The organism is Streptomyces sp. NPDC086519 (genome assembly GCF_040686075.1).
Lineage (GTDB): Bacteria > Actinomycetota > Actinomycetes > Streptomycetales > Streptomycetaceae > Streptomyces > Streptomyces shenzhenensis.
Window position 1 is genome coordinate 50662 of sequence record NZ_JBFBJL010000040.1, and the last position, 25810, is coordinate 76471.

General features: G+C 71.7%; 28 protein-coding genes. 15 read left to right on the forward strand and 13 right to left on the reverse strand.

Features of this window, described 5'->3' with window-relative positions; translation table 11 throughout:
- Nucleotides 1–30: 30 nt before the first annotated feature.
- Entirely contained in the window at nt 31–279 is a 249-nt protein-coding gene (locus tag AB0P24_RS31295; RefSeq protein ID WP_365799949.1) for a hypothetical protein, read from the forward strand.
- Nucleotides 280–415: 136 nt separating this feature from the next.
- Nucleotides 416–1375, forward strand: a complete 960-nt coding sequence (locus tag AB0P24_RS31300; RefSeq protein WP_365799885.1) for a sugar ABC transporter substrate-binding protein — start codon at nt 416–418, stop codon at nt 1373–1375.
- A gap of 14 nt (nt 1376–1389) precedes the next feature.
- Here AB0P24_RS31300 and AB0P24_RS31305 read toward each other — a convergent pair whose 3' ends face one another.
- The 8 genes from AB0P24_RS31305 to AB0P24_RS31340 form a co-directional block, all read right to left on the reverse strand.
- Complete coding sequence (locus tag AB0P24_RS31305; RefSeq protein ID WP_365799887.1) at nt 1390–1827, reverse strand: rhodanese-like domain-containing protein; 438 nt, start codon at nt 1825–1827, stop codon at nt 1390–1392.
- Nucleotides 1824–2378 carry a cysteine dioxygenase gene (locus AB0P24_RS31310; RefSeq protein ID WP_365799889.1) on the reverse strand — a complete coding sequence of 185 codons (555 nt, stop codon included), beginning with the start codon at nt 2376–2378 and terminating at the stop codon, nt 1824–1826. The genes AB0P24_RS31305 and AB0P24_RS31310 overlap by 4 nt, the downstream gene beginning before the upstream one ends.
- A 66-nt stretch (nt 2379–2444) precedes the next feature.
- Entirely contained in the window at nt 2445–2531 is an 87-nt protein-coding gene (locus AB0P24_RS31315) for a putative leader peptide (RefSeq protein ID WP_350779852.1), read from the reverse strand.
- Between the two features lie 84 nt (nt 2532–2615).
- Nucleotides 2616–4253, reverse strand: coding sequence for an FAD-dependent monooxygenase (locus AB0P24_RS31320; protein WP_365799891.1), 1638 nt, complete (start codon nt 4251–4253; stop codon nt 2616–2618).
- 236 nt (nt 4254–4489) lie between these two features.
- Nucleotides 4490–5392 (reverse strand): amino acid ABC transporter permease, encoded by a 903-nt coding sequence (locus tag AB0P24_RS31325; protein WP_365799893.1) that lies wholly within the window; start codon nt 5390–5392, stop codon nt 4490–4492.
- Nucleotides 5389–6054: an amino acid ABC transporter permease gene (locus tag AB0P24_RS31330; protein WP_365799895.1), complete on the reverse strand. Its 666-nt coding sequence runs from the start codon at nt 6052–6054 to the stop codon at nt 5389–5391. The genes AB0P24_RS31325 and AB0P24_RS31330 overlap by 4 nt, the downstream gene beginning before the upstream one ends.
- A gap of 109 nt (nt 6055–6163) precedes the next feature.
- Nucleotides 6164–7000, reverse strand: coding sequence for a glutamate ABC transporter substrate-binding protein (locus AB0P24_RS31335; RefSeq protein WP_365799897.1), 837 nt, complete (start codon nt 6998–7000; stop codon nt 6164–6166).
- A gap of 132 nt (nt 7001–7132) precedes the next feature.
- Nucleotides 7133–7909, reverse strand: a complete 777-nt coding sequence (locus AB0P24_RS31340; protein WP_365799899.1) for an amino acid ABC transporter ATP-binding protein — start codon at nt 7907–7909, stop codon at nt 7133–7135.
- A 317-nt stretch (nt 7910–8226) separates the two neighbouring features.
- Between AB0P24_RS31340 and AB0P24_RS31345 the strand changes: the two genes are divergently transcribed.
- Both AB0P24_RS31345 and AB0P24_RS31350 read left to right on the forward strand, forming a co-directional pair.
- Nucleotides 8227–8919 (forward strand): response regulator transcription factor, encoded by a 693-nt coding sequence (locus AB0P24_RS31345; RefSeq protein ID WP_365799901.1) that lies wholly within the window; start codon nt 8227–8229, stop codon nt 8917–8919.
- Nucleotides 8920–8928: 9 nt separating this feature from the next.
- Nucleotides 8929–10326: a HAMP domain-containing sensor histidine kinase gene (locus AB0P24_RS31350; RefSeq protein ID WP_365799903.1), complete on the forward strand. Its 1398-nt coding sequence runs from the start codon at nt 8929–8931 to the stop codon at nt 10324–10326.
- A gap of 117 nt (nt 10327–10443) precedes the next feature.
- Here the strand turns inward: AB0P24_RS31350 and AB0P24_RS31355 are convergent, their stop codons facing one another.
- On the reverse strand, nt 10444–11442 hold the full coding sequence (locus AB0P24_RS31355; RefSeq protein ID WP_365799905.1) for a TAXI family TRAP transporter solute-binding subunit: 999 nt from the start codon (nt 11440–11442) through the stop codon (nt 10444–10446).
- Between the two features lie 104 nt (nt 11443–11546).
- Here AB0P24_RS31355 and AB0P24_RS31360 point away from each other — a divergent pair, with 104 nt between their 5' ends.
- Nucleotides 11547–11981, forward strand: coding sequence for a MazG nucleotide pyrophosphohydrolase domain-containing protein (locus AB0P24_RS31360; protein ID WP_365799907.1), 435 nt, complete (start codon nt 11547–11549; stop codon nt 11979–11981).
- Nucleotides 11982–12037: 56 nt separating this feature from the next.
- Here AB0P24_RS31360 and AB0P24_RS31365 read toward each other — a convergent pair whose 3' ends face one another.
- Together AB0P24_RS31365 and AB0P24_RS31370 are read right to left on the reverse strand one after the other, a co-directional pair.
- Complete coding sequence (locus tag AB0P24_RS31365) at nt 12038–12397, reverse strand: DUF6204 family protein (protein WP_365799909.1); 360 nt, start codon at nt 12395–12397, stop codon at nt 12038–12040.
- Between the two features lie 66 nt (nt 12398–12463).
- The gene (locus tag AB0P24_RS31370) at nt 12464–13015 is read right to left on the reverse strand and encodes a histidine phosphatase family protein (protein WP_365799911.1); all 552 of its coding nucleotides are present in this window, start codon (nt 13013–13015) and stop codon (nt 12464–12466) included.
- 194 nt (nt 13016–13209) lie between these two features.
- Here AB0P24_RS31370 and AB0P24_RS31375 point away from each other — a divergent pair, with 194 nt between their 5' ends.
- From AB0P24_RS31375 to AB0P24_RS31390, 4 genes are all read left to right on the forward strand, one after another.
- Complete coding sequence (locus AB0P24_RS31375; RefSeq protein ID WP_365799913.1) at nt 13210–13563, forward strand: isocitrate lyase/phosphoenolpyruvate mutase family protein; 354 nt, start codon at nt 13210–13212, stop codon at nt 13561–13563.
- Between the two features lie 175 nt (nt 13564–13738).
- The gene (gene miaB / locus AB0P24_RS31380; RefSeq protein WP_365799915.1) at nt 13739–15265 is read left to right on the forward strand and encodes a tRNA (N6-isopentenyl adenosine(37)-C2)-methylthiotransferase MiaB; all 1527 of its coding nucleotides are present in this window, start codon (nt 13739–13741) and stop codon (nt 15263–15265) included.
- Nucleotides 15266–15308: 43 nt separating this feature from the next.
- A complete protein-coding gene (locus AB0P24_RS31385) occupies nt 15309–15599 on the forward strand; it encodes a hypothetical protein (RefSeq protein ID WP_365799917.1) in 291 nt (96 codons plus the stop codon).
- 10 nt (nt 15600–15609) lie between these two features.
- A complete protein-coding gene (locus AB0P24_RS31390) occupies nt 15610–16407 on the forward strand; it encodes a class III extradiol dioxygenase subunit B-like domain-containing protein (protein WP_365799919.1) in 798 nt (265 codons plus the stop codon).
- A gap of 137 nt (nt 16408–16544) precedes the next feature.
- On the opposite strand, the gene AB0P24_RS31395 is transcribed toward AB0P24_RS31390, so the two are convergent.
- Both AB0P24_RS31395 and AB0P24_RS31400 read right to left on the reverse strand, forming a co-directional pair.
- The gene (locus tag AB0P24_RS31395; RefSeq protein ID WP_365799921.1) at nt 16545–16829 is read right to left on the reverse strand and encodes an antitoxin; all 285 of its coding nucleotides are present in this window, start codon (nt 16827–16829) and stop codon (nt 16545–16547) included.
- Nucleotides 16830–16864: 35 nt separating this feature from the next.
- Entirely contained in the window at nt 16865–17173 is a 309-nt protein-coding gene (locus AB0P24_RS31400) for a hypothetical protein (protein WP_365799923.1), read from the reverse strand.
- Nucleotides 17174–17353: 180 nt separating this feature from the next.
- Here AB0P24_RS31400 and miaA point away from each other — a divergent pair, with 180 nt between their 5' ends.
- The 6 genes from miaA (at nt 17354) to hflX (ending at nt 25727) form a co-directional block, all read left to right on the forward strand.
- Nucleotides 17354–18292 carry a tRNA (adenosine(37)-N6)-dimethylallyltransferase MiaA gene (gene miaA, locus AB0P24_RS31405; RefSeq protein ID WP_365799925.1) on the forward strand — a complete coding sequence of 313 codons (939 nt, stop codon included), beginning with the start codon at nt 17354–17356 and terminating at the stop codon, nt 18290–18292.
- Nucleotides 18293–18399: 107 nt separating this feature from the next.
- The gene (locus AB0P24_RS31410) at nt 18400–18906 is read left to right on the forward strand and encodes a hypothetical protein (protein ID WP_365799947.1); all 507 of its coding nucleotides are present in this window, start codon (nt 18400–18402) and stop codon (nt 18904–18906) included.
- 165 nt (nt 18907–19071) lie between these two features.
- Complete coding sequence (gene dapF / locus AB0P24_RS31415) at nt 19072–19935, forward strand: diaminopimelate epimerase (protein ID WP_365799927.1); 864 nt, start codon at nt 19072–19074, stop codon at nt 19933–19935.
- A 293-nt stretch (nt 19936–20228) separates the two neighbouring features.
- A complete protein-coding gene (locus AB0P24_RS31420) occupies nt 20229–22358 on the forward strand; it encodes an HD domain-containing protein (protein WP_365799929.1) in 2130 nt (709 codons plus the stop codon).
- Between the two features lie 69 nt (nt 22359–22427).
- Complete coding sequence (locus AB0P24_RS31425; RefSeq protein ID WP_365799931.1) at nt 22428–24035, forward strand: M1 family metallopeptidase; 1608 nt, start codon at nt 22428–22430, stop codon at nt 24033–24035.
- A gap of 201 nt (nt 24036–24236) precedes the next feature.
- On the forward strand, nt 24237–25727 hold the full coding sequence (hflX, locus tag AB0P24_RS31430) for a GTPase HflX (protein WP_234537205.1): 1491 nt from the start codon (nt 24237–24239) through the stop codon (nt 25725–25727).
- Nucleotides 25728–25810 lie beyond the last annotated feature (83 nt).

The following is a 25810-nucleotide window of genomic DNA, read 5'->3' on the forward strand; positions in this document are numbered from 1 at the left end:
GTGCCCCCGTCAGGACACCGCACCACCGCAGTGCTCCGGGCCCTCCGCGTCGACGACGGTGTACGCCATGCTGCTGCGCTACGCCCCCAAGACCGTCCGCGCGCCCGCAAGGCCGGTTTCCTCGGTGCCTTCCTCGCCCTGCTCTGCGCGGCCGCCCTGATCTCCGCCTGCGGGACCCTCCTCGACACCGGCCTGCGCGGCACGATCCGCACCGAGCGCTACGCGGCGAACCCACCGGACCGTTTCCTCTGCGGATCGCTACGGCGTGCGCACCCTTAGCGTGCGCGCGCGGGCGGGTTCGTTTCGTTTGGGGTGGCGGTAGCGTCGGCCGGTCCCGCCACCCGCGTGGATCCCCGCAGGTCATCAACTCCCTTGGAAGGGAGACAAACCCGTGCACTCGAAAGGCGGCCCCGCCATGCCCGGAACTGCTCGCACCCGAAGCGCCCTGGCCGCCTTCGGGCTCGTGGCCGGGCTGGGGCTGGGCGGCTGTGCGTTCGACTCGGCCCAGCAGGGCGGTGACGACGGTCCGCTGGTGATCGGGTTCGTGAACGGAGGGTCCACCCAGTTCCACACTTGTCTGCAGCGGGCCGTGGTGCGGACGGCCAAGGACAACTTCGCGAAGATCATCACGGCTGACTCGCACCAGGACGCGGCACAGGAACTGTCCAACATCAAGGACATGATCGCGCGCAAGGTGGGCGTGATCATCCTCCAGACGGTCAGCACCGACGCCCTGCGGCAGGACATCGCGCAGGCCCGGAGCGCGCACATCCCCGTCTTCCTGACCTCGGTCGACGCTGATCCCTCCGGCATCCTCGGGGCGGTCGTCGTGGACCTGAAGGAGGTGGGCGAACTGGACGCCGGATGGGTCGCCGACGCGGCGGCCGGGCGGCAGGTGCGGGTCGGAGTGGTCGCCGGGGCGCCCGGCGCCGCCTCCGACCTGCTCGTAGGCGGCTTCACCAAGGCGCTGCCGGCCAACGCGAAGGTGGTCGCCGAGCAGCCGGGCATGTTCGATGCGGCCAAGGCGAAGAGCGTCGCCGCGAGCATGATCAAGGCCCATCCCGACCTGGACTACGCGTTCGTCGCCAACGAGGAGATGGCCTTCGGCGTGCGCAAGGCGTTCGACGCGGCCGGGGCCACGGGCGTGAGGATCGTCACCGTCAACGGCACGGACGAGGGGCTGGCGGCCCTCAAGGACGGACGGTTCGCCGCCACGGTCTCCAACTCGGCCGCCGACATGGGCCAGTTGGCGGTGGAGAACACGATCGCCCTGTTGCGTGACGAGAACGTGGACAAGATCGCCAAGGCGAGGATCCGGCTGGTCACCAAGGACAACGCGGACCTCGCCCCGGTGTACTGCCCGACGGACGACTAGGACGACTAGGACGACTAGGACGACCGGGGTGACGGGGGCGACTGAGGTGTGACCGGCAGGCCCGCCGACTTCCAGGCCTGGAAGCCGCCGACCAGGTCCGTCGCCCGGTGCAGGCCCAGTTGGTGGAGGGAGGCGGCGGCCAGGCTGGAGGCGTAGCCCTCGTTGCAGATCACGACGACCTGGATGTCGTGGCCGGTGGCCTCCGGGGCCTTGTGGCTGCCCTGTGGATCCAGGCGCCACTCCAGTTCGTTGCGCTCTACGACGAGGGCACCGGGTATCACCCCGTCCCGCTCGCGCAGCGCCGCGTACCGGATGTCGACCAGCAGGGCCTCGCCGGTGCGCGCCGCGTCGTACGCCTCCTGCGCCTCGATGCGCCGGTAGCCCGCGCGCACCCGCTCCAGCAGCTCGTCGATGCCGACCGGGCGCGGCTCCACCGGTTCCGCGCCGCTCACTGCCAGTCCTCCGGGCGCTCGACCTGCTCCAGGCGCAGCACCTGCCCGGTGCGGCTGTAGCGGCGGATCCGGGGCAGCGGCGGGTAGTAGGCGTGGATGGAGACCGCGTGGTGCTCGGTGGACTCGTTGAGCACCTCGTGGACGTGATCGCGGCCGAAGGACCTGCCCTTCCCGGCGGGCAGCCGGCGCTCGCGGTCGACGCCCTCGGAGAGCTCCAGGGTCTGCCAGCCGTCGGTGGGCAGCCGGGTGGCCAGCGAGTTCTCCTTCAGCTCACCGGCGGCGGTGAGGAAGGCGCCGACCGACTCGGCGTGGTCGTGCCAGCCGGTTCCGGTGCCGGGGGGCCAGCCGATCAGCCAGGCCTCACTGCCGGCGGGGCCGTCGAGCCGTACCCAGGTGCGGCCCTCGGAGTCGAGCGGGAGCGAGGCGATCAGCTCGGCGTCGGCGGCCGTACGCCGGACGAAGTCGAGAAGGTCCGCCTGGGTGGGCGCGGCGCCTGGCGCGGGGGCGGAGGGGGAGACGGAGGAGGCGGAGAGGGAGGCAGACACGTGCACCGATCCTGATGAGGGTTCGCGGAAACGGGCGCAGACGGCGCCCTGAGAGAGAAGAGGAATGCGAAGTCAGCAGGACGGAAGACACACGCAGCCCGCATAGCGGACGAGGTCCACATGGACCTTCCGCCACAGGCGCACAGTGGTGTCATTCACGATGCGGAGTACACCATGCCGGTGCGGGCCGGTCAACTCAGCGTCAGCATGTGAACCGCTCGGTCACCGGGCGTGGAAAACGGCCTACGCCCCCGTCCTCTGCTTCGCCCGCTCGGCGTCCTCCGCGGTCTCGGCGGGCTCCGTGCTCTCCTGGTCCTTGCCGCCCAGGGTCGCCTCGGCCGCCGCGTAGAGATCGGCCGGGCGGACCCCGTTGAGGGCGGTCACCAGGTGGCCGTCGGGGCGCACGAGCAGCACGGTGTGCGCCGGGGTGCCCGGGTAGGCCTCGGCGACCAGCAGTTCGGCCGGGTGCGGCAGTGCGGTCACGGCCGCCGCGAGCCGGGGCATGATCCCGGCGGAGACCCAGTGCTTGCGGTCCCACACGCCGGTACCGGGGGCGATGAGGACGACGAGCAGCGCGCCTCGGCCGAGCCGCGAGCGCAGCCGCACGAAGGTGCCGTCCTCCGCGGTGACCCGGACGTCGGTGACCGGCGAGCCGAACGGGGTGCCGACCGGGACCTCGTGCTCCAGATGCCGGGGCGCCAGGGGCGAGGCGGCGTATGCCCCCGGCGCACCGAGCGGGCCGTGCCCCAGGTGACCGTCCGCGAGGAGCGCGTCGTGCCCCCGGGACGCGCCGGGGACGAACCCGCGCAGCCCGCCACCGCCGCGCAGCACCGGCAGCACCTGGTCGGCGGCGCGCAGCCGGGCGGCGACCGCTCCGCGCCGCTCGCTCTGGTAGCTGTCCAGCAGCGCCTCGTGCCGGCCGTGGTGCCAGGCCGGGGCCAGTTTCCAGGCGAGGTTGTCGACGTCCCGCAGCCCCTCGTCGAGCCCGTGCGTCCCGAGCGCGCCGAGCAGGTGCGCGGCGTCCCCGGCGACGAACACCCGGCCCACCCGCCACCGGCGGGCGAGGCGGTGGTGCACGGTGTGGACTCCGGTGTCGAGCAGGTCGTACGGCGGTGTGGTGCCGTCCGTCCAGCCGGCGAGGGTCTCGCGGATCCGGGTCACGAGCAGCTCGGGCGTGACCAGGTCCTTGCCGGGCGGCAGCAGCCAGTCCAGGCGCCACACGCCGTCCGGGAGGGGGCGGGCGGTCACCTCCCCGGCCGAGGGCCCGGACATCCGCCACGGCGGTGTCCGATGGAGCAACGCCTGACCGGGCCACGGAAGTTCCACGCGCAGCGCGGCGACCGCGTGCCGCTCCACCGCCGTACGGCCCGGGAAGCGGATGTCCAGGAGCTTGCGCACGGTCGAGCGGGTGCCGTCGCAGGCCACCAGGTAACTGCCCCGCCACCAGGTGCCCTTGGGGCCCCGGGTGTGCGCGGTGACCCCGGAGCGTTCCTGCTCGACGGTGTCCAGGCGGCTGTCGGTGACGACCTTGACCAGCGGTTCGTCGGCGATCGCGGCGCGCAGGGCGTTGGTCAGCACGTGCTGCGCGATGTGCAGCGGGGAGGGCTCGCCGGCGTCGTCGAAGACGACCTCGCGCATCACCTGCCGGCGCCGCATCGACCGCCAGCCGGTCCAGCGCAGGCCCAGATCGTCCAGGGGCGCGCCGCTCAACCGCGTCACCAGGGCGGCGGTGTCCTCGCGCAGCACCACCGTGCGCGCCGGGCGCGGCTCGTCCTTGCCCGGGCTCTCGTCCAGGACGACGGACGGCACCTCCTGGCGGGCCAGCGCCAGGGCGAGCGTGAGCCCGACGGGCCCAGCTCCGACGATGATCACCGGGTCCACGGCGCGGCGCCCCCTGCCCGTACGCGAGTCCCGACGGAGATGGATGAACGGGTGGGTGGAGCAGGGTGCACGATCACAGAACGTATGCAACAGACTGGGCGCCACCCGGTCAAGCGGCGCACCTGGGGACACGTCAGCATGGCGGGCGCGCGGAGCCCGTCGGGCCGGTGGAACGCGGCGGAGGCGGCGACCGTGCGGCCGCCGCCTCGGTACCCCGTGCGCGGGTTGACTGCGGGTCAGGCGGATGCCCCCGAGCCGAAGGCGCCGGCCACCTCGGCCGTGTTCAGGTCCTGGACGTCCTCGGCGCCGAGGACCGCGCCCGTGCTCCGCTTGCTGCGCCGCAGCCGGCGTTCCAGCCAGGCGGCGAACGTGGTGAGCGCGAGGTTCAGCACGATGAAGACGACCGCGACGACGACGAAGCTGGGGATGACGTTGGCGTAGTTGGCGGCCAGGGTGCCGCGCGCCGTGAGCAGCTCCGTGAACTGCAGCATCACCCCGCCCAGCGCGGTGTCCTTCACGATCACGACGAGCTGGCTGACGATGGCCGGCAGCATCACGGTGACCGCCTGCGGCAGCAGGATGCCGGTCATCGTCTGCCCCTTGCGCAGCCCGATCGCGTACGCCGCCTCCGTCTGCCCCTTCGGCAGGGCCATGACGCCGGCCCGTACCACCTCGGCGAGCACCGAGGCGTTGTAGAGCACCAGGCCGGTGACGACCGCGTACAGCGGGCGTTCGTCGCTGCCGACTTCGGTGGAACGGACGTAGAACTCCTGGGCGAACAGCATCAGCAGCAGGACCGGGATCGAGCGGAAGAACTCGACCACCCAGCCCGCCGGGATCCGCACCCAGGTGTGGTCGGACATCCGGCCCATGCCGAGGACCGCGCCCAGCGGGAGCGCGATCACCATGGCGAGCGCGGCCGCCTTGAGGGTGTTGCCGAGGCCCGGCAGCAGATACGTGGTCCACGCCTCGGAGGTGGTGAACGGCTGCCACAGGGCCCATTTCAGCTGGCCCTTGTCGTCCAGCTTCTGCCAGACCCACCAGGCCAGCAGGGCGAGGAGCAGGACGAAGACGACGGAGAGCAGCAGGTTGCGCCGCTTGGCGCGGGGCCCCGGGGTGTCGTACAGGACGGAGCTCATCGCTTCACCGCCAGGCGTTTGGCGAGCCAGCCGAGGAACAGGCCGGTCGGGAGGGTCAGGACCACGAAGCCGAAAGCGAAGACCGCGCCGATGGCCACCGTCTGGGCCTCGTTCTCGATCATCGTCTTCATCAGGGCCGCGGCCTCGGCGACGCTGATCGCGGCCGCCACGGTGGTGTTCTTGGTCAGGGCGATCAGGACGTTGGCCAACGGGCCGATCACCGCGCGGAAGGCCTGCGGCAGCACGATCAGCCGCAGGGTCTGGGAGAAGTTCAGCCCGATCGCGCGGGCCGCCTCGGCCTGCCCGACGGGCACGGTGTTGATGCCGGAGCGGAGGGCCTCGCAGACGAAGGCCGCGGTGTAGGCGGTCAGGCCGAGCACCGCGAGGCGGAAGCCCTGGACCTTGAAGTCGGAGGCGCCGAGCGTCACGCCGAAGATGTCGGCGAGGCCGAGCGAGGTGAAGATGACGATGACGGTCAGGGGGATGTTCCGGACGATGTTGACGTAGGCGGTGCCGAACCCGCGCATCAACGGCACCGGGCTGACCCGCATGGCGGCCAGCAGGGTGCCCCAGACCAGGGAGCCGACGGCGGAGAAGACGGTCAGTTTCACCGTCGTCCAGAACGCCCCTAGGACGTCGTAGCCTTGAAGAAAGTCGAACACGATTTCCCGCGCTTCCGGGTGTGTGGCGTACGTGGAGGGCATGACACGCCGCCGCCGGGGAAGCGGTGGCGGGCGGCGCGCCCGAGGGGGTCCCCTTGAGAACCGTGCCTTACTTGACGATCACGCCGATCTTCGGGGCGGGCTCGTTCTTGTAGTTCGCCGGGCCGAAGTTCTTGTCGACGGCCTTCTGCCAGGAGCCGTCGCTGACCATCTTCTCCAGCGCCTTGTTGATCTTGTCCATGGTCGCGGAGTCGCCCTTCTTGACGCCGATGCCGTAGTTCTCGTTGCTCAGCTTCAGGCCGGCGAGCTTGAACTGGCCCTTGTACTTGTCCTGCGCGGCGAAGCCCGCGAGGATCGAGTCGTCCGTGGTCACGGCGTCGACCGCGCCGCTCTGCAGGCCGGCGATGCACTCCGAGTAGGTGCCGACCTCCTTGAGGTTGGCCTTCGGGGCGAGCGTCTTCTGGACGTTCTGCGCCGAGGTCGAACCGGTCACGGAACACAGCTTCTTGCCGTTGAGGTCCGTGCCCTTGGAGATGGTCGAGTCCTTCTTGACCAGCAGGTCCTGGTGGGCCAGCAGGTACGGGCCGGCGAAGTCCACCTTCGCCTTGCGCTCGTCGGTGATCGAGTAGGTGGCCGCGATGAACTTCACGTCACCGCGCGCGAGGGCGTTCTCCCGGTCGGCGCTCTTGGTCTGCACGAACTCGATCTGGCTCGGCTTGTAACCCAGCTGCCCGGCGACATAGGTGGCGACGTCCACGTCGAAGCCCGAGAAGGAGCCGTCGGGCTCCTGGAGGCCGAGACCGGGCTGGTCGTACTTGATGCCGACCTTGATCTTGCCGCCGCCCGAGGAGCCGCTGTCGTTCTTGTCTCCGCTGCCGCACGCCGTGGCGGACAGGGCGAGCGCGAGCACGGCGGCGGAGGCGGCGGTGACCTTGCGGAACTGCATGATGAACATCCCTCGTTTTGGTGAAGACGGCTTTGAAGACAGCTCTGAAGACAGCTCTGGAGACAGGGCTGAAGACAGCTGTGGAGACGTCTGTGGAGACGGCTGTGAAAGGGAAGCGGGCGCTGCCGCGCCTCAGTGGTGCAGGATCTTCGACAGGAAGTCCTTGGCCCGGTCGCTGTCCGGGTTGCTGAAGAACTGGTCGGGCGTGGCCTGCTCGATGATCCGGCCGTCGGCCATGAAGACCACGCGGTTCGCGGCCGAGCGGGCGAAGCCCATCTCGTGAGTGACGACGATCATCGTCATGCCGTCCCTGGCCAGCTGCTGCATGACCTCCAGGACCTCGTTGATCATCTCGGGGTCGAGTGCCGAGGTCGGCTCGTCGAAGAGCATGACCTTCGGGTCCATCGCCAGCGCCCGCGCGATGGCGACGCGCTGCTGCTGGCCGCCGGAGAGCTGCGCGGGGTACTTGTCGGCCTGGGTGCCCACCCCGACCCGGTCGAGCAGGGCGCGGGCCTTCTCCTCGGCCTGCTTCCGGTCCGCCTTGCGGACCTTGAGCTGGCCGAGCATCACGTTCTCCAGCACCGTCTTGTGCGCGAAGAGGTTGAAGGACTGGAAGACCATGCCGACGTCGGCGCGCAGCCGGGCCAGCTCCTTGCCCTCCTGGGGCAGCGGCCTGCCGTCGATGGTGATCGTTCCGCCGTCGATGGTCTCCAGACGGTTGATGGTGCGGCACAGAGTGGACTTGCCGGATCCGGAGGGCCCGATCACCACGACGACCTCGCCGCGGGCGATCGTCAGGTCGATGTCCTGGAGCACGTGCAACGCTCCGAAATGCTTGTTGACGTTCTTCAGGACGACCAGTTCGCCTGTCGCGGCCACGTCTTCCTTGACCACCGATACTTCGGTCATCGCTTTCGGACTCCGTCCTCCTCGGTTGCGCAGGAATGTAGTTTTCGCTGATGAGCGGCGTCATCACATCTGAGGGAGATCTGAGCATCACGATCCGATAGCAACCGGGCACATGTCGTAGCAGCGCCGGCGGTCCGCGTATCGGCCGCGTAACGGAACCCGCCCGCCACCGGAACCCACTTGACGCCGTCGGCGTCCATCAGCGTGACTGCCCTGTGCACGCGCGCGTGTTCACGTCTTCCACGACGTGCGGATTCTCCACAGGCAAGCCGACGACGAATCACGACCGTACGACCGCTGCACCGGAGGGGGCCGGAATGAGAGTGCTGCTCGTCGAGGACGACAACCACGTTGCCGCCGCGCTCTCCGCGGTCCTGGCCCGGCACGGGTTCTCCGTCACCCACGCCCGCAGCGGCGAGGAGGCCCTGCGGGCCCTCGTCCCCGAGAGCGACGGCTACGACGTCGTCCTCCTCGACCTCGGCCTGCCCGACCAGGACGGCTACGAGGTCTGCGGCAAGATCCGCAAACGCACCAGCACCCCGGTGATCATGGTGACGGCCCGCTCCGACGTCCGCTCCCGCATCCACGGCCTCAACCTCGGCGCCGACGACTACGTGGTGAAGCCGTACGACACCGGGGAACTGCTCGCCCGGATCCACGCGGTGAGCCGGCGCACCCACCACGAGGACGGCCCGGCCGGCGCCGACGGCGACAGCGCGCTGCGGCTCGGCGCCGTCCGCATCGAACTGCCCACCCGTCAGGTCAGCGTGGACGGCACGCTCGTCCAGCTGACCCGCAAGGAGTTCGACCTGCTGGCGCTGCTCGCCCAGCGGCCCGGCGTGGTCTTCCGCCGGGAGCAGATCATCAGCGAGGTCTGGCGCACCAGCTGGGAGGGGACCGGCCGCACCCTGGAGGTGCATGTCGCCTCCCTGCGCGCCAAACTGCGCATGCCCGCGCTCATCGAGACCGTACGCGGCGTGGGTTACCGGCTCGTCGCCCCGGCCGCCTAGCGGGGACGGGTGCGCACACGTCTCCTGCCGCTGCTCATCGTCCTGATGGCGGCCGTGCTGCTCGCGCTCGGCGTACCGCTCGCCGTCAGCACGGCCGCCGCGCAGCAGCAGAAGGTCGTCGTCGACCGCATCGACGACACCGCGCGGTTCGCGGCCCTCGCCCAGTTCGTGACCGACACGCCCACCACCGCGCGCCCCGTGAGCACGGACGACCGGCTGGAGACCCTCCGCCGCGAACTGGCCAGCTACTACGGCGTCTACGGCATCCGCGCGGGCGTCTTCCACCGCAACGCCTCCTCCATGGCCAACGCGCCCGACGACTGGGTGCTGCCGACGACCGGTGAGGTCCGGGAAGCCTTCGACGAGGCCCTGCTCAGCCGCCGCAGCCACGACCCCGCTCAGGTGTGGCCCTGGCAGCACAGCCGGCTGGTGGTGGCCTCGCCGGTGATCCGGGACGGTGACGTCGTCGCCGTGGTGGTCACCGACTCGCCCACCGGCCCGATGCGCTCCCGCACCCTGCGCGACTGGCTGGTCATCGGCGCCGGCGAGGGCGCGGCGATGCTGCTCGCCGTCGGCGCGGCGCTGCGGCTGACCGGCTGGGTGCTGCGCCCGGTACGGGTGCTCGACGCCACCACGCACGCGATCGCCAGCGGTCGGCTCAAGTCCCGGGTCGCGGCGGCCGGCGGCCCGCCGGAACTCAGGCGGCTGGCCCTGGCGTTCAACGAGATGGCGGACAACGTCGAGGACGTGCTGGAGCAGCAGCGGGCCTTCGTCGCCGACGCCTCCCACCAGTTGCGCAACCCCCTCTCCGCGCTGCTGCTGCGCATCGAACTGCTCGCCCTCGAACTCCCCGAGGACAACGAGGAGATCGCCTCGGTCCGCACCGAGGGCAAGCGGCTCGCCCAGGTGCTGGACGACCTGCTCGACCTGGCGCTGGCCGAGCACGCCGAGGCGGACCTGACACTGACCGACATCGGGCGGCTGGCCGAGGAGCGGATCGCCGCGTGGGCACCGGCCGCCGCGGCGAAGAGGGTCCGGCTGACCGGGCACTGCACGCCGACCACGGGGTGGGCCGACCCGGTCACGCTGTCCAGCGCGCTGGACGCGGTGATCGACAACGCGGTGAAGTTCACGCCGGAGGGAGGCGTGGTGGAGGTGACCGTGACCACCGAGGGGGACGTGTCGACGGTCGTGGTGACCGACACGGGACCGGGGTTGACGGATGAGGAGCTCGCGCGCGTGGGGGACCGGTTCTGGCGGAGCGGGCGGCATCAGAACGTGAAGGGGTCGGGGCTGGGGTTGTCGATCACGCGGGCGTTGCTGGCGGCGGGTGGGGGTTCGCTGTCGTGCGAGCACCATGAGCCGCGGGGGTTGCGGGTGACCGTGTCCGTGCCGCGAGGCGGGTGAGAGACGGGTGGGCCCGGTGGTGGACCGGGTGCGGGCCGGTGCGGGCTCGTCGCGCCCACGCGGCGGAGCCGCATGCCGATACCGCCCCGCGCCCCTGACGGGGCGCTGTCGTCACGGTCAGGGCTTCACCGAGCGGTAGTACCGTCTGGCCCCCTCCTGTAGGGGCAGCGGGTCCGTGTAGATCGCTGTGCGCAGGTCCACGAGCTGGGCGGAGTGGACGTGGTTGCCGATGTCGTCGCGGCTCTTGATGACCGTGCGGGTCACCCACTCGGTGAGGCGTGGGTCGATGTCCTTGCGGGTCATCAGGACGTTGGAGACCGCGATCGTGGCTACGGTCGTGCCCTGCTGCACGGAGGGGTACGCCGACTCCGGCATGTTGGTCGCCCGGTAGTAGAGCGCGGCCTCGCCCTCGGTGTGCAGCCGGGTGACGAGGTTTCCGCCAATCGGCACGAACGTGAAGCTGAACTTCTTCGCCAGGTCGAGCAGCCCCTTGGTCGGCAGCCCGCCCGACCAGAAGAACGCGTCGAGCTTGCCCCGCCGCAACCGGTCCGGGCCGGTGTCTATGCCGTCGGACATCGGTGTGATGTCCTTCGCCGGGTCCATCCCGGCGGCCCTGAGCACCCGGTTGGCGATCAGCCGCACCCCCGAGTTGGGCAGCCCGATCGCCACCCGCTTGTGCCGCAGCTGCGCGACGCTGGTGATGCCCGAGTCGCGCGCCACGACGAGCTGGACGTAGTCGTCGTAGAGCCGCGCCACTCCGCGCAGCAGTCCGGCGCCCCGCCCGCCGTTCAGGTCGTACGTCTCCACCGCGTCGGCCGCCGCGATGGTGAAGTCGGCCTGGCCGGTCGCCACCCGCCGCACGTTCTCGTACGACCCGTTGCTCTGCACCAGCTTCACCTTGAGCCCCGGCATGTCCTTGCCCAGCTCGGTGCGCAGCCGTTCGCCGTACTCCTGGTAGACGCCGCGCAGCGTCCCGGTGCTGAAGGTGATCGTCCCGGTCGGCGGTTTGTCGCCCAGCGGCAGCAGCCACCACAGCATCAGGCCGAACGCGACGATGCCGGCCGCCGCGCACTGGAGCGCACGGCGTCTGCGGATACGGGGGAACAGCTTGGGCATGCGCGCGATCCTGCCAGCCGGTCACCGTCCTGGCCAGCGCCGGTCGGTGCCGGGAGCACGGCGGCGGACCGGGACTGTCGGTGGCGGCCGTTAGAGTCGTTCGCATGACCAGTTCCGTCCCCGGTGGCCCGCCCGGTGCCTCGCCCGCCCGCCTCGTCCGGGAGTTCCACCACGCCTTCGGTCTGGACACCCGCAGCACGCCGACCGAGGTGTCCCCCGAACTGGCCGCGCACCGGGGTGAGTTGCTCGCCGAGGAGGCCGCCGAGGTCGCCGAGGTCGCGGTCGGGGGACCTCTTGACCGGCTCGCGCACGAGCTGGCGGACGTGGTCTACGTGGCATACGGCACCGCGCTGGTGCACGGGATCGACCTGGACGAGGTGCTCGCCGAGATCCACCGGTCCAACATGAGCAAGCTGGGGCCCGACGGGCAGGTGGCCCGCCGGGCCGACGGCAAGGTGCTCAAGGGCGAGCACTACCGGCCGCCGGACGTCTCGGCGGTGCTGCGCGGTCAGGGCTGGATACCCGGCGGCGCGGCCTGACCCAGGGGCCCGGGGCCCGGGGGCGCCGTGCCGAGGGTGCCGCCCGCCGCCGGCCGTCAGTCCTGTTGTTGTGCGGCTGCCCGGCGCTGCCGTTTGCTGAGAGGCGCCTGGGAGAGGTCCTCGGCGCTGGACCTGAGGTTCTTGTAGCCGTAGCCGCGCTCGGTCAGCCACGCCCTGGCCGCCTTCTCGGCGCGCTCGGTCGCCTCCAGGATGTCCTCCTCGTCCTCCCCGCTGTCCTGGAAGCGGAAGGTGAAGGCCGGCCGGGCGGCGATGTCGTAGCTGAGGTGGCCCTCCGGCGTGAAGGCGGCGCGCAGCACGTCGTGGTCGGCGGCCCGGGAGGCCAGTTCGGCGCGCTGCTCGGGGCTGAGGCCGTCGAAGGCGCCGCGGACGGTGACGCGGAAGGTGCGGGTGGTCATGACGGGACCCTAGGCAGGCCGGGGCGCACCGCTCCACCGCATTTCCGGCGCCCCGCCGCACACTCCCTAGCCGCCGACCTGGCCGAGCCGCAGGTTCCAGCGCCCCGGCCCGCCCGCGATCTCCGTCGCCGACAGCGGTGGGACGTCCACGCGCCAGAACGCGGTCTCGGGCGCCCCGAGGACGTGCAGCACCATGGCCCGCACCACCTCCGGCTCCACCACGGCGATCGTCCTGCCGATGGCCAGGCCCGTCCGGTCCAGCCAGCCGGTGACCCGGGCGCACAACTCCCGTACCGATTCGCCTCCGTGGGGCGCGGCCCCCGGGTCGGTCAGCCACCGGAGCAGCGCGTCGGGTTCGGCGGTGCCGACCTCCTCCAGCGTCCGGCCCCGCCAGCGGCCCGCGTCCAGGCCGGACAACTCGGGCTCCGCCGAGGCGTCGAGGCCCAGTGCGGCCGCCGTCTCCCGGCAGCGCACGCTGGGGGAGCGCACCTCCTCGCCCGCGGCCGGCAGGGACATCGCCACCGCCTCCGGCTTCTCGATCGAGTCACCGTCGTCGAAGCGGGCCCGCCGCAGCGAGGGGGTCATGGCCGGGGCTATGAGGATGACACGGCAGGTCACGTGGGGTTCCTCCTTGGTCGTCCGTCCATCAGTCCCCCAGCGGCGGTCCACCGCCGGGCCACCGTCCGCCCAACGGCCGCAGCCGGCGGAGGCCGTCGGGCGAACGGTGGCCGCGGGTGACGGACGGGCACGACAGTACGCCGCCCGCCGCCCGCCGCCCGCCGCCCGCCGCCCGCCGCCCGCCATCCGCACCTGTGCTGTTGACCGGCGGGCCGCTCGACGAGGCGGTGCGGCGGGCCAACGCGTATCCGGCGGCGGGCGCCGACTGCGCGTTCGTGCCGGGCGCGGCGGACGCGGCGACGATCGGCACACTGGTGCGCGAGCTGGACGGCCCGCTCAACGTGGTGATGGGCCTGACCGGCAACGCCCTGTCCCTGGCCGACCTCCGCGAACTCGGCGTGCGCCGGGTCACGGTGGGCGGGAGCATCGCCCGGGCGATGTACGCGCATCTGCTGGACGCGGCGAGGGAGCTGGCGGACCGGGGGACCTTCTCGTACGCCGAGAACCAGATCTCGCAGACGGACCTCAACGAACTCTTCCGGAGATGAGAACCGGGCAGGCCGGTGATCAAGGTCATCGTGAGAGCCGCTCGCCGCCCGGCCAGGGCGGCGGACAAGGTGACCCCTGGGCCGCGTCCGTCGCCGCCATACAGTGATCCGGCGGGCGCCGGTACCCGGGCGGGCGCCGGGCCGGGCCCCCTTGGGGAGCGCCTACCCTTGTCCCATGACCAGCAGCAGCGACCGGAGCCCCGCGGTGGACGTTCAGGAACCCAGGACCTACGAAGTGCGCACCTACGGGTGCCAGATGAACGTCCACGACTCCGAGCGATTGTCCGGGCTGCTGGAGGAGGCCGGGTACGTGCGCGCCCCCGAGGGGGCCGACGGCGATGCCGACGTCGTGGTCTTCAACACGTGCGCCGTCCGGGAGAACGCCGACAACCGGCTCTACGGCAACCTGGGCCGCCTCGCGCCGAAGAAGGCGGACCGGCCCGGGATGCAGATCGCGGTCGGCGGCTGCCTGGCGCAGAAGGACCGCGACACGATCGTACGGAAGGCCCCCTGGGTCGACGTGGTCTTCGGCACGCACAACATCGGCAAGCTGCCCGTCCTCCTGGAGCGCGCCCGGGTCCAGGAGGAGGCCCAGGTCGAGATCGCGGAGTCGCTGGAGGCGTTCCCCTCGACCCTGCCGACGCGTCGCGAGAGCGCCTACGCCGCCTGGGTGTCGATCTCCGTCGGCTGCAACAACACCTGCACGTTCTGCATCGTCCCGGCCCTGCGCGGCAAGGAGAAGGACCGCCGCACCGGCGACATCCTCGCCGAGATCGAGGCCCTGGTCGCCGAGGGCGTCTCCGAGATCACGCTGCTCGGCCAGAACGTCAACGCGTACGGCTCCGACATCGGCGACCGCGAGGCCTTCAGCAAGCTGCTGCGGGCCTGCGGGAACATCGAGGGCCTGGAGCGGGTCCGGTTCACCTCCCCGCACCCCCGTGACTTCACGGACGACGTGATCGCCGCCATGGCCGAGACCCCGAACGTGATGCCGCAGCTGCACATGCCGCTGCAGTCCGGCTCGGACACGGTCCTGAAGGCGATGCGCCGCTCGTACCGGCAGGAGCGTTACCTCGGCATCATCGAGAAGGTGCGGGCTGCGATCCCGCACGCGGCGATCACCACCGACATCATCGTGGGCTTCCCCGGCGAGACCGAGGAGGACTTCGAGCAGACGATGCACGTCGTGCGTGAGGCCCGCTTCACGCAGGCCTTCACCTTCCAGTACTCCAAGCGGCCCGGCACTCCCGCGGCGACCATGGAGAACCAGATCCCCAAGGAGGTCGTCCAGGCGCGTTACGAGCGTCTCGTCGCCCTCCAGGAGGAGATCTCCTGGGAGGAGAACAAGAAGCAGGTCGGCCGCACGCTCGACCTGATGGTCGCCGAGGGGGAGGGGCGCAAGGACGGCGCCACCCACCGCCTGTCCGGGCGCGCCCCCGACAACCGGCTCGTCCACTTCACCAAGCCGGACCAGGAGGTCCGGCCCGGCGACGTCGTCACCGTCGAGATCACCTACGCCGCCCCGCACCACCTCCTCGCCGAGGGCCCGGTGATCGGCGTGCGGCGCACCCGCGCCGGCGACGCCTGGGAGAAGCGGAACGCGGCCGAGGCGGCCAAGCCGGCGGGCGTACTGCTGGGGCTGCCGAAGATCGGCGTGCCGGAGCCGCTGCCGGCGGCGACCGGGGGCTGCGCGGCACACTGAGCGCGCGCCATACTCCTCACGTAGATCACGAGGGGGGCGGACCATGGCGCGCTGGGTGGTTGTGGTGCAGTTCGGGAACGGGGAGTACTACAGGGTCGAGGAGGTCACCCGCTTCGAGAGCACCCTGGAGCAGGCCCGGGCCACCCTGTACGAGGTCGCCTGCACCCACCGTCCGCGCACTGGCCTGCGCCAGCAGCGCCGTGAAGTGTTCCGGATGGAAGACGGGGACGCGTACTACGTGCACATCGCCGGCATGGTGTCCACGCACCGTGTGTTCTACCGGCTGGCGGAACTGGCGTGGAGCACCGGTGCCGCGCCGACGTACCCGCAGTAGGCTGCCGATCATGCTTGTCGCAGCCGCAGTCTGCCCCTGCCCGCCCGTCCTCGTCCCCGAGGTCGCCGCGGGAGCCGCGCCGGAACTGGACACCGTGCGTGCCGCCTGCGCCGACGCGCTCGGGGTGCTCGCCGCCGCCCGGCCCGACCTCCTGGTGGTGGTCGGGCCCGCGGAACAGCCGGGGCGGGGGGTGTTCCCGCAGGGCAGCCGGGGCACGTTCCGGGGTTTCGGGGCCGAGGCCGACGTACGGCTGGGCAGCGGCGCGGCCGGTGGCGGAGACGCGGTCGGCGGGCGGGACGCGGTCGGCGGGCGGGACGCGGTCGCTGGGCGGGAGACGTCCGGTGGGCGGGCCGCTGCCGATGACCGGGAGCTGCCGCCCTCGCTCGCCGTCGGCGCCTGGCTGCTGGAGCGCACCGGCTGGGCCGACGCCCCCATCGAGGGACTCGGCGTCGGTGAGCGGCTGGAGCCCGAGCGGTGCGTCCAGACCGGCCGGGAGATCGCCGGCCGGGCCGCGCGGGTGGCGATGCTGGTCATGGGCGACGCCAGCGCCTGCCGCACCCTCAAGGCGCCGGGCTACCTGGACGAACGGGCGGCCCCCTTCGACGCCGAGGTCGCCCGGGCGCTCGGCGCGGCCGACACCGCCGCGATCAAGGCCCTCGACGCCGACCTGGCGTACCAGCTCAAGGCCGCGGGCCGCGCCCCCTGGCAGGTCCTGGCCGGCGCCGCCGAGGACGCGGACCTCGTCGGCGCCCTCCTGTACGACGACGCCCCGTACGGCGTCTGCTACCTGGTGGCGGCCTGGTCCTGAGCACCAGTCGCACCGCGCCCCGGTCCTGAGCACCAGTCGCACCGCGCCCCGGTCCCTGAACGCTTGCCGAAACGGCGGACGGCCGGGAGTCGGGTGACTCTCGGCCGTCCGCCGATCTTCTCCGGGTCCCGCCCGGCTCAGGAAGCCGGCGGCGGCGCATCCGGCCGGGTCGGAGCGGTGGGCCCGGTTGTACCGCCCACGGCGTCCGGGTGCACGAACCGGTCCATGGCGCCCTTGGCCCTGCCCGTACCCGTCTGGATCTTCTCGCTGTACTTGCCCTTGGTCTTCTCGTCGACCACCCGCGCGGCCTTGTCGATGCCGTGCTGGAGCTTGTCGATCTTGTCCTCGTGCTGCTGCGCGAGGTGGGACGCCTTGTCCTTGGCCGGGGCGAGCTTGGCCTTCAAATTGTCCAAAAGACCCATGGTTACCTTCCCTGTCTGGCTTCCCTCGCGGGCCGTCATGTGCGGGCGCCCTCGCCGGCCTCGTTGTCGGCGGCCTCCTTGGCGGACTGCTGCTTGGGGATCTCGGTGCTCTCGGCGGCGACCGCGGTGCGCTCCGGCTGCGTCCTCGCGTCCGCGCTCCGGCCGTCGTCCTCGCCCGAGTCCTTCGCCGCCGCCTCGGCCGTCTCCTCCGTGGCGCTGTCCGGTCCGGGCCCGTCCGGCTCGGCACCGTCCGGTGCCTCGGCCTCGGCCTCCGGCTCCTGCGACGTCGTCGGCTCTACCGACGTCTTCTGTTTCTTCCCAAGGAACCGTGCAAAAACGCCCATATCAACTCCATACGTTACTCGTGCGAGCGAAATCCCGCGTGATCCCGGTGCGTCCGATTGCGTCGGACCGGTCGCCGCCTCTCGCGGGCGGCGGGAACCCCTCATCGGGCAACGAAGCCGGACACGCTCCGTCACGTAACTCGTTCGAGACCCGCCTGCGGGGTTTGCGAGACTGGTGCGGTGAGCAGCGCACCCTCCGCCCCCCGTGTCATCGCCGTCGTCGGCCCCACCGCGGCCGGAAAGTCCGACCTCGGCGTCTTCCTGGCCCAACGGCTCGGCGGGGAGGTCGTCAACGCCGACTCCATGCAGCTGTACCAGGGGATGGACATCGGCACCGCCAAGCTGACGACCGAGGAACGCGCCGGCGTCCCGCACCACCTGCTCGACATCTGGGACGTGTCCGTCACCGCCTCCGTCGCCGAGTACCAGCGGCTCGCCCGCGCCCGTATCGACGCCCTTCTCGCCGCCGGCCGCTGGCCGATCCTGGTCGGCGGCAGCGGGCTGTACGTCCGCGGCGCCGTCGACAACCTGGAGTTCCCCGGCACCGACCCCGAGGTCCGGGCCCGTCTGGAGGACGAGCTCGCCCTGCGCGGCTCCGGCGCTCTGCACGCCCGGCTGTCCGCCGCCGACCCCGAGGCGGGCCGCGCGATCCTGCCCAGCAACGGCCGCCGTATCGTCCGCGCGCTGGAGGTGATCGAGATCACCGGGCGCCCCTTCACCGCGAATCTGCCCGGCCACGACTCGGTCTACGACACCGTCCAGATCGGCGTCGACGTGGCCCGGCCCGAGCTCGACGAGCGCATCGCGCTGCGCGTGGACCGGATGTGGGAGGCCGGTCTCGTGGCCGAGGTGCGCGCACTGGAGGCGCACGGCCTGCGCGAGGGACGCACGGCGTCGCGCGCGCTCGGCTACCAGCAGATTCTGGCGGCGCTCGCCGGCGAGTGCACGGAAGCGGAAGCGCGGGCCGAGACCGTCCGTGCCACCAAGCGCTTCGCGCGCCGCCAGGATTCGTGGTTCAGGCGCGACCCCCGGGTGCACTGGTTGAGTGGGGCCGCGGCGGACCGCGAAGAACTTCCGCGGCTGGCCCTGGCGTTGGTCGAACGACCGGTCACAGCCTGATCACGTCATGGCATCGGGATGCGCCACCGGTCATCGAGGCCTCCGGTGCCGTGCCATCATCGAGCTTCGATCGCAAGTGGAGTCCTAGGTTGGGAGGGCGCGTGGCGATGGAGGCCGGCCCTCGCGACACCGCACACGACACCGAGCATGTCGCCGTCGGGCCCCTTGACGGGGAAGACGCCGAGGACCGGCTGAGCTCAGACGGTCCGGACGACACGGTGGGCGGCGGCGTGACCGCCGACGGCCCCGAGCCGGAGGAGATGTTCGCGAGCGGCCCCGAGGTCGAGGTCGAGCTCCGCCCGCAGCGCCGCCTGCGCCTGTGGCAGCTGGCTCCCATCGTCTCCCTGGCCGCGGTCGGCTCCCTGATGTTCGCCTTCCCGCTGGCCTTCGACTTCGGCGACAGCGGCGCGGTGATCGCGATGCTCGGCCTGCTGATCTGCTCCTGCGCGGCGGGCTGGGGAATGATGGCGGCGCGCAGGGTCGGCTACACCTGGCCGGGGCTGCCGGCGAGGGGGTCGGGCCGCAGGGCCGACTGGCGCGTGGTGATCGGTTACCTGGTCCTGGTGGCGATCGTGGTCGTGCTGGCTGTGTGGCGGGTGGCGAGACTGCGCTGAGGCGGGGCTTCGCCGCAGCCGACGTACCGCTCGCTGGGAACGCCCCGAGTGGCTTGCTGGGAACGCCCCGAGTGGAGCGACCCGTAAGAGGCGCGGGCAACCGCGCGACAAGCCCCCGGCGACCCGCAGCCGAGGTGGGACGCACCCCTCCCGTACCCTCGAAGAATGAGCATCCCCTTCCTCAAGGGCCACGGCACCGAGAACGACTTCGTGATCGTCCCGGACCCGGGCAACGCCCTGGACCTCACCCCGGCCGCCGTGGCCGCCCTCTGCGACCGCCGCGCCGGCATCGGCGCCGACGGCGTGCTGCACGTCGTACGGTCCGCCGCGCACCCCGAGGCCAAGGGGATGGCCGCCGACGCCGAGTGGTTCATGGACTACCGCAACGGCGACGGCTCGATCGCCGAGATGTGCGGCAACGGCGTCCGCGTCTTCGCCCGCTACCTCCAACACGCCGGCCACACCACGGAGGGTGACCTCGCCGTCGCCACCCGCGGCGGCGTCAAGACCGTGCACATCGCCAAGAACGGCGACATCACCGTCGGCATGGGCGGCGCCCGCCTCCCCGAGGGCGACGTGACCGTGAGCGTCGGCGACCGCACCTGGCCCGCGCGGAACGTGAACATGGGCAACCCGCACGCCGTCGCCTTCGTCGAGGACCTCGCCGACGCCGGTGACCTCCTCACCCCGCCCCCCTTCAGCCCGCCGTCGGCCTACCCCGAAGGGGTCAACGTCGAGTTCGTCGTCGACCGCGGCCCCCGCCACGTCGCGATGCGCGTGCACGAGCGCGGCGCCGGCGAGACCCGCTCCTGCGGCACCGGCGCCTGCGCGGTCGCCGTGGCCACCGCCCGCCGCGACGGCGCCGACCCCTCGGCCACCGGCGCCCCGGTGACGTACACCGTGGACGTGCCCGGCGGACGGCTCGTCATCACCGAGCGGCCCGACGGCGAGATCGAGATGACCGGCCCCGCCGTGATCGTCGCCGAGGGCGAGATCGCCGCGGAGTGGCTGGAAAACGTCGCCCGTTAGCTGACCGCACGTCGGAAACCGTGCTCCGGACGGTCATTCAACATCCGGATCAATGGCCCGCGTTGCTCCTGACGGCGAGAAACGTCGGCCACCCCGCGAACAGGTGGCGCAAAATCGTAAACCTCGAAATCGTCGCTCGATGGGGTGATCCGTTTCACGCTCGGCGGGAGCCGGTCAATCGAGGGCGATGGGCTCGGTAGCATCAAGCACCGGCACGGACGGGGGAACGTCGCCAATCCCTGAGCCGCGTATGCCCTGGGGCCCCGTCCGCCGGTCACGAGCCGGAGGTGCCCATGAGTGCGGAGGCCACGAACCCTGTGACGCCCGGTCCTGTAGCGCCCGCGGCGGCGGTCCGCAGGAAGGCCCGCCCACGGATCGACCTGCGTCGGCTCGGCCGGGCCGCGCTGCTCGGCAACGCCGCTCGCGGCAGACTCCCCGATGCCATCGGCCACGTCGTCGAGGCGCACCGGGCCCACTACCCCGACGCCGATCTCGAACCCCTGCGCCGGGCCTACGTGCTGGCCGAGTCCTCGCACCGCGGCCAGATGCGCAAGAGCGGCGAGCCGTACATCACCCACCCTCTCGCGGTCACCCTGATCCTGGCCGAACTCGGCGCCGAGACCACGACCCTGACGGCGTCTCTGCTCCACGACACCGTCGAGGACACCGATGTGACGCTCGACCAGGTCCGGGAACAGTTCGGCGAGGAGGTCCGTTATCTGGTCGACGGGGTGACGAAACTCGAGAAGGTCGACTACGGGGCCGCCGCCGAACCCGAGACCTTCCGCAAGATGCTCGTCGCCACCGGCAGCGACGTCCGGGTGATGTCGATCAAGCTCGCCGACCGTCTGCACAACATGCGCACCCTCGGCGTGATGCGCCCCGAGAAACAGGCCCGCATCGCCAAGGTCACCCGTGACGTCCTCATCCCGCTCGCCGAGCGGCTGGGCGTGCAGGCGCTGAAGACCGAGCTGGAGGACCTGGTCTTCGCCATCCTGCACCCCGAGGAGTACGAGCACACCCGGGAGCTGATCGCCGAGAACGCGGCCCGCACCGGCGACCCGCTCGCCGAGATCGCCGACGAGGTCCGCGGTGTGCTGCGCGAGGCCGACATCCCGGCCGAAGTCCTCATCCGGCCCCGCCACTTCGTCTCCGTCCACCGCGTCAGCCGCAAACGCGGCGAACTGCGCGGCGCCGACTTCGGCCGGCTCCTCGTCCTGGTCAACGAGGACGCGGACTGTTACGCCGTCCTGGGCGAACTGCACACCTGTATGACCCCGGTGGTCTCGGAGTTCAAGGACTTCATCGCCGTACCGAAGTTCAACCTCTACCAGTCGCTCCACACGGCGGTCGCCCGCGCCGACGGACAGGTCGCCGAAGTCCTCATCCGCACCCACCAGATGCACAAGACCGCCGAGGCCGGCGTGGTCGCCCTCGGCAACCCCTACGCCCCGGCCGCCGACGCTCCCGCGGCGGAGGCCTCCGACTCCCCGGCCGACGGCGAGCGCGCCGACCCCACCCGCCCCGGCTGGCTCTCCCGTCTCCTCGACTGGCAGAAGGCCGCCCCGGACACCGACACCTTCTGGTCCACCCTGCGCGAGGACCTCGCCCAGGACCGCGAGATCACCGTCTTCCGCCCCGACGGCGGCACCCTCGGCCTCCCCGAGGGCGCAACCTGCGTGGACGCCGCGTACGCCCAGTACGGCGAGGACGCCCACGCCTGTATCGGCGCCCGCGTCAACGGCCGCCTCGCCACCCTCAGCACGGTCCTCGTGGACGGTGACACCGTCCAGCTCCTGATGGGCCAGGACCCGGCCTCGGAGCCCTCACGGGAGTGGCTGGAGCACGCCCACACCCCGGCGGCCCGGATCGCCATCCAGCGCTGGCTCGCCGCCCACCCGGACCGCGCCGAGGAGCCGCCGGCGCCTGCCCCCAGCCGGCCTGTCCCCGACCCTGCGGCCCCCAGCGCCGCCCCCCGGACCGCCAACGCCCTGGTCGTGGACCGCCCAGGGGCGACCGTACGGCTCGCCGGCTGCTGCACCCCGGTCCCGCCCGACGAGGTCACCGGCTTCGCCGTCCGCGGGGGAGTGGTCACCGTGCACCGCGTCGAGTGCGCCTTGGTACTCCACATGAAGAGCACCGGGCGCCCCGAGGTGGCCGTGACCTGGGGCGACAGCACGGCCTGCCGGGTCACCCTGGTCGCCGAATCGTTCGGCCGCCCGCATCTGCTCGCCGACCTCACCGAGGCGATGGCCCAGGAGGGCGCCGAGATCGTCTCGGCGACCGTGGAACCCCCCAGCCAGCAGCGCGTGAGGCACACCTACACCGTGGAGCTTCCCGACGCGGCCCACCTGCCCGCCCTGATGCGCGCGATGCGCAACGTGCCCGGTGTGTACGACGTCGGCCGAGCGCAACACCAGTGACTTACTCGTTCGAGTGGATCGGTCGCGCGTCGGCGCGTTGACAGCGGGGTGCGCTGGTAGCGGTGTCTCATGCCGCTCACCCTCCGCACCCGCCTCCTGACGGGACGCACCGGCCCACTGACGGGAGCCCGCCCGCTGACGGGACGCACCCGGCCACTGACGGGACGCACCCGGCCGCTGGCGGGACGCACCGGCCCGCTCCGGCGTGTCACCGGTCCGCTCCGGCGTCGGCGGGCCGCCGCCCTGCTCGCCTCCGCCGTCTCCGTCGCCCTCCTCGGCGCGAGCGCCCCGCCGGTCCCGCTCGGCCTCGGCGACCGGCTCTTCCCGTACCTCGGCAACCCGGGGTACGACGTGGCGTCGTACGACCTCTCCTTCACCTACCGCGGCAGCAACGACACGCCGCTCCAGGCCGTCACCACCATCGACGCCCGGGCCACCACCGACCTCGACCGGCTCAACCTGGACTTCGCGCACGGCACGGTCGAGTCCGTCGAGGTGGACGGCCGCCCCGCCGACTTCGAGAGCGCCGGTGAGGACCTGGTCGTCACGCCCGGCCGGCCACTGCGGCGGGGCGCCTGGACACGGATCACGGTGAGGCACACCAGCGATCCGGTCTCCGCCAAGGGCGAGGACGGCGGCTGGGTGCGCACCACCGACGGGCTCGCCATGGCCAACCAGGCCGACGCCGCCCACCTGGTCTTCCCGTGCAACGACCACCCGTCCGACAAGGCGATGTTCACCTTCCACGTGACCGCACCGAACGACTACACCGTCGTCGCCAACGGCCTGCCCGCGGAAGCGCCCCGGACCGGCCGCACCACCACCTGGACCTACCGCACCCGGCACCCCATGGCCACCGAGCTGGCCCAGGTCTCCATCGGCCGCTCCGCCGTACCGCACCGAGCCGGACCGCACGGACTGCCCATCCGGGACGTCGTCCCGAGCGCGGACGCCAGGAAACTCGAACCCTGGCTGGCGAAGACCCCGGACCAGATCGCCTGGCTGGAGCGCAAGGTCGGCACCTTCCCGTTCGAGACGTACGGCGTGCTCATGGCGCAGGCGTCCACCGGTTTCGAGCTGGAGACCCAGACCCTCTCCCTCTTCGAGGAGAACCTGTTCACCGAGCCCACCCGCCCCAAGTGGTACATCGAGTCGATCATGGTGCACGAGCTGTCCCACCAGTGGTTCGGCGACAGCGTCAGCCCGCGTGTCTGGTCCGACGTCTGGCTCAACGAGGGCCACGCCACCTGGTACGAGGCGCTGTACGCGGAGGAGAAGGGCCACCAGCCCATGGTCAACCGCATGAAGGCCGCGTACGGGGCCTCCGACCGCTGGCGTGCCGCCGGCGGACCGCCCGCCCTGCCCAAGGCCCCCGAGCCCGGCCAGAAGATCAGCATCTTCCGCCCGAACATCTACGACGGCGCCGCCCTCGCCCTCTACGCCCTGCGCCAGGAGATCGGCAGGCCCGCCTTCGAGCGCCTGGAGCGGGTCTGGGTCCAGCGGCACAAGGACGGCACGGCGACCACCGCCGACTTCGTCCAGCTGGCCTCCGCGATCGCGAACCGCGACCTCACCGGCTTCTTCGACGCCTGGCTGTACGGCGAGAAGACCCCGCCGATGCCCGGCCACCCGGACTGGAAGCCGGTCCCGGCCCCGAAGGAGCCGGCCGGCGAGTAGCAGGCCGGGAAGCAACGGCGGAGCGACCCCCGTAACAACCAACGGCGGAGCGACCCCCCGGAATAACACGGTGCCGGGACGAGCCGTACCGTGCGACCATCGTGGGACCGGCGCGGTACGGGTCGCGGGGAATCTCCCGGGGTACTCGTACGTTGAGTGAACTGAAGCCGGTTTCGGCATTCCCATCGACGTAAGGACCCAATGACCTCCTCTTCTTCCCCTTCCCAGGACACCAGGCGCCTCGCGCAGGACTACCCCGACGGTCTTCGGGCCGATGCCCTGATGGAAGAGGACGTCGCCTGGAGCCACGAGATCGACGGAGAGCGGGACGGCGACCAGTTCGACCGCTCCGAGCGCGCGGCCCTGCGCCGCGTGGCAGGCCTCTCCACCGAGCTCGAGGACGTCACCGAGGTCGAGTACCGCCAGCTCCGCCTGGAGCGGGTCGTGCTGGTCGGGGTGTGGACCTCGGGCACCGTGCAGGACGCGGACAACTCCCTCGCGGAACTGGCAGCCCTTGCCGAGACGGCGGGCGCGCTCGTCCTCGACGGCGTCATCCAGCGCCGCGACAAGCCGGACGCGGCCACCTACATCGGCTCCGGCAAGGCCCTGGAGCTGCGCGACATCGTCCTCGAAACCGGCGCCGACACGGTCATCTGTGACGGTGAGCTCAGCCCGGGCCAGCTGATCCAGCTGGAGGACGTCGTCAAGGTCAAGGTCATCGACCGGACCGCCCTGATCCTGGACATCTTCGCCCAGCACGCCAAGTCCCGCGAGGGCAAGGCGCAGGTCGCGCTCGCGCAGATGCAGTACATGCTGCCGCGGCTGCGAGGCTGGGGTCAGTCGCTGTCCCGGCAGATGGGTGGCGGTCGCGGTGGCCTGGCCACGCGTGGTCCCGGTGAGACCAAGATCGAGACGGACCGGCGGCGGATCCGCGAGAAGATGGCGAAGATGCGCCGGGAGATCGCGGAGATGAAGACCGGCCGCGAGATCAAGCGCCAGGAGCGCCGCCGCAACAAGGTGCCGTCCGTCGCCATCGCGGGCTACACCAACGCCGGCAAGTCCTCCCTGCTCAACCGCCTCACGGGCGCCGGCGTCCTGGTCGAGAACGCCCTGTTCGCGACCCTGGACCCGACGGTCCGCCGCGCGGAGACCCCGAGCGGCCGTCTCTACACCCTGACGGACACCGTCGGCTTCGTCCGCCACCTGCCCCACCACCTGGTCGAGGCGTTCCGCTCCACCATGGAGGAGGTCGGCGACTCCGACCTGATCCTGCACGTGGTCGACGGCTCGCACCCGGCCCCGGAGGAGCAGCTGGCCGCGGTGCGCGAGGTGATCAGGGACGTCGGCGCCACCGACGTACCCGAGATCGTCGTGATCAACAAGGCGGACGCGGCGGACCCCCTGGTCCTCCAGCGCCTGCTGCGCAACGAGAAGCGCTCCCTCGCGGTCTCGGCCCGCACCGGCCTGGGCATCGAGGAACTCCTCGCCCTGATCGACAACGAGCTGCCCCGCCCGTCGGTGGAGATCGAGGCCCTGGTCCCGTACACCCACGGCAAGCTGGTGGCCCGCGCCCACAACGAGGGCGAGGTCCTCTCGGAGGAACACACCGCCGAGGGCACCCTCCTCAAGGTACGGGTGCACGAGGAACTGGCGGCGGAACTTGCGCCCTACGTTCCGGCTCCGGCCGCCTGACAGTTCGTAAGTGAAGGCCCGCCCCTTTCCAGGGGGCGGGCCTTTTCGCGCCCCTCAGGGGCGCGGGGAACTGCGCGAGCAAC

Coding starts and splice junctions, on each gene's coding strand:
- AB0P24_RS31325 (WP_365799893.1), bottom strand. CDS start 5,392: ATGAGCTCCGTCCTGTACGACACCCCGGGGCCCCGCGCCAAGCGGCGC.
- AB0P24_RS31390 (WP_365799919.1), top strand. CDS start 15,610: ATGCTTGTCGCAGCCGCAGTCTGCCCCTGCCCGCCCGTCCTCGTCCCC.
- AB0P24_RS31355 (WP_365799905.1), bottom strand. CDS start 11,442: ATGCCCAAGCTGTTCCCCCGTATCCGCAGACGCCGTGCGCTCCAGTGC.
- AB0P24_RS31335 (WP_365799897.1), bottom strand. CDS start 7,000: ATGCAGTTCCGCAAGGTCACCGCCGCCTCCGCCGCCGTGCTCGCGCTC.
- AB0P24_RS31360 (WP_365799907.1), top strand. CDS start 11,547: ATGACCAGTTCCGTCCCCGGTGGCCCGCCCGGTGCCTCGCCCGCCCGC.
- hflX (WP_234537205.1), top strand. CDS start 24,237: ATGACCTCCTCTTCTTCCCCTTCCCAGGACACCAGGCGCCTCGCGCAG.
- AB0P24_RS31365 (WP_365799909.1), bottom strand. CDS start 12,397: ATGACCACCCGCACCTTCCGCGTCACCGTCCGCGGCGCCTTCGACGGC.
- AB0P24_RS31340 (WP_365799899.1), bottom strand. CDS start 7,909: ATGACCGAAGTATCGGTGGTCAAGGAAGACGTGGCCGCGACAGGCGAA.
- dapF (WP_365799927.1), top strand. CDS start 19,072: ATGAGCATCCCCTTCCTCAAGGGCCACGGCACCGAGAACGACTTCGTG.
- AB0P24_RS31345 (WP_365799901.1), top strand. CDS start 8,227: ATGAGAGTGCTGCTCGTCGAGGACGACAACCACGTTGCCGCCGCGCTC.
- AB0P24_RS31385 (WP_365799917.1), top strand. CDS start 15,309: ATGGCGCGCTGGGTGGTTGTGGTGCAGTTCGGGAACGGGGAGTACTAC.
- AB0P24_RS31395 (WP_365799921.1), bottom strand. CDS start 16,829: ATGGGTCTTTTGGACAATTTGAAGGCCAAGCTCGCCCCGGCCAAGGAC.
- AB0P24_RS31410 (WP_365799947.1), top strand. CDS start 18,400: ATGGAGGCCGGCCCTCGCGACACCGCACACGACACCGAGCATGTCGCC.
- AB0P24_RS31425 (WP_365799931.1), top strand. CDS start 22,428: ATGCCGCTCACCCTCCGCACCCGCCTCCTGACGGGACGCACCGGCCCA.
- miaB (WP_365799915.1), top strand. CDS start 13,739: ATGACCAGCAGCAGCGACCGGAGCCCCGCGGTGGACGTTCAGGAACCC.
- AB0P24_RS31420 (WP_365799929.1), top strand. CDS start 20,229: ATGAGTGCGGAGGCCACGAACCCTGTGACGCCCGGTCCTGTAGCGCCC.
- AB0P24_RS31400 (WP_365799923.1), bottom strand. CDS start 17,173: ATGGGCGTTTTTGCACGGTTCCTTGGGAAGAAACAGAAGACGTCGGTA.
- AB0P24_RS31300 (WP_365799885.1), top strand. CDS start 416: ATGCCCGGAACTGCTCGCACCCGAAGCGCCCTGGCCGCCTTCGGGCTC.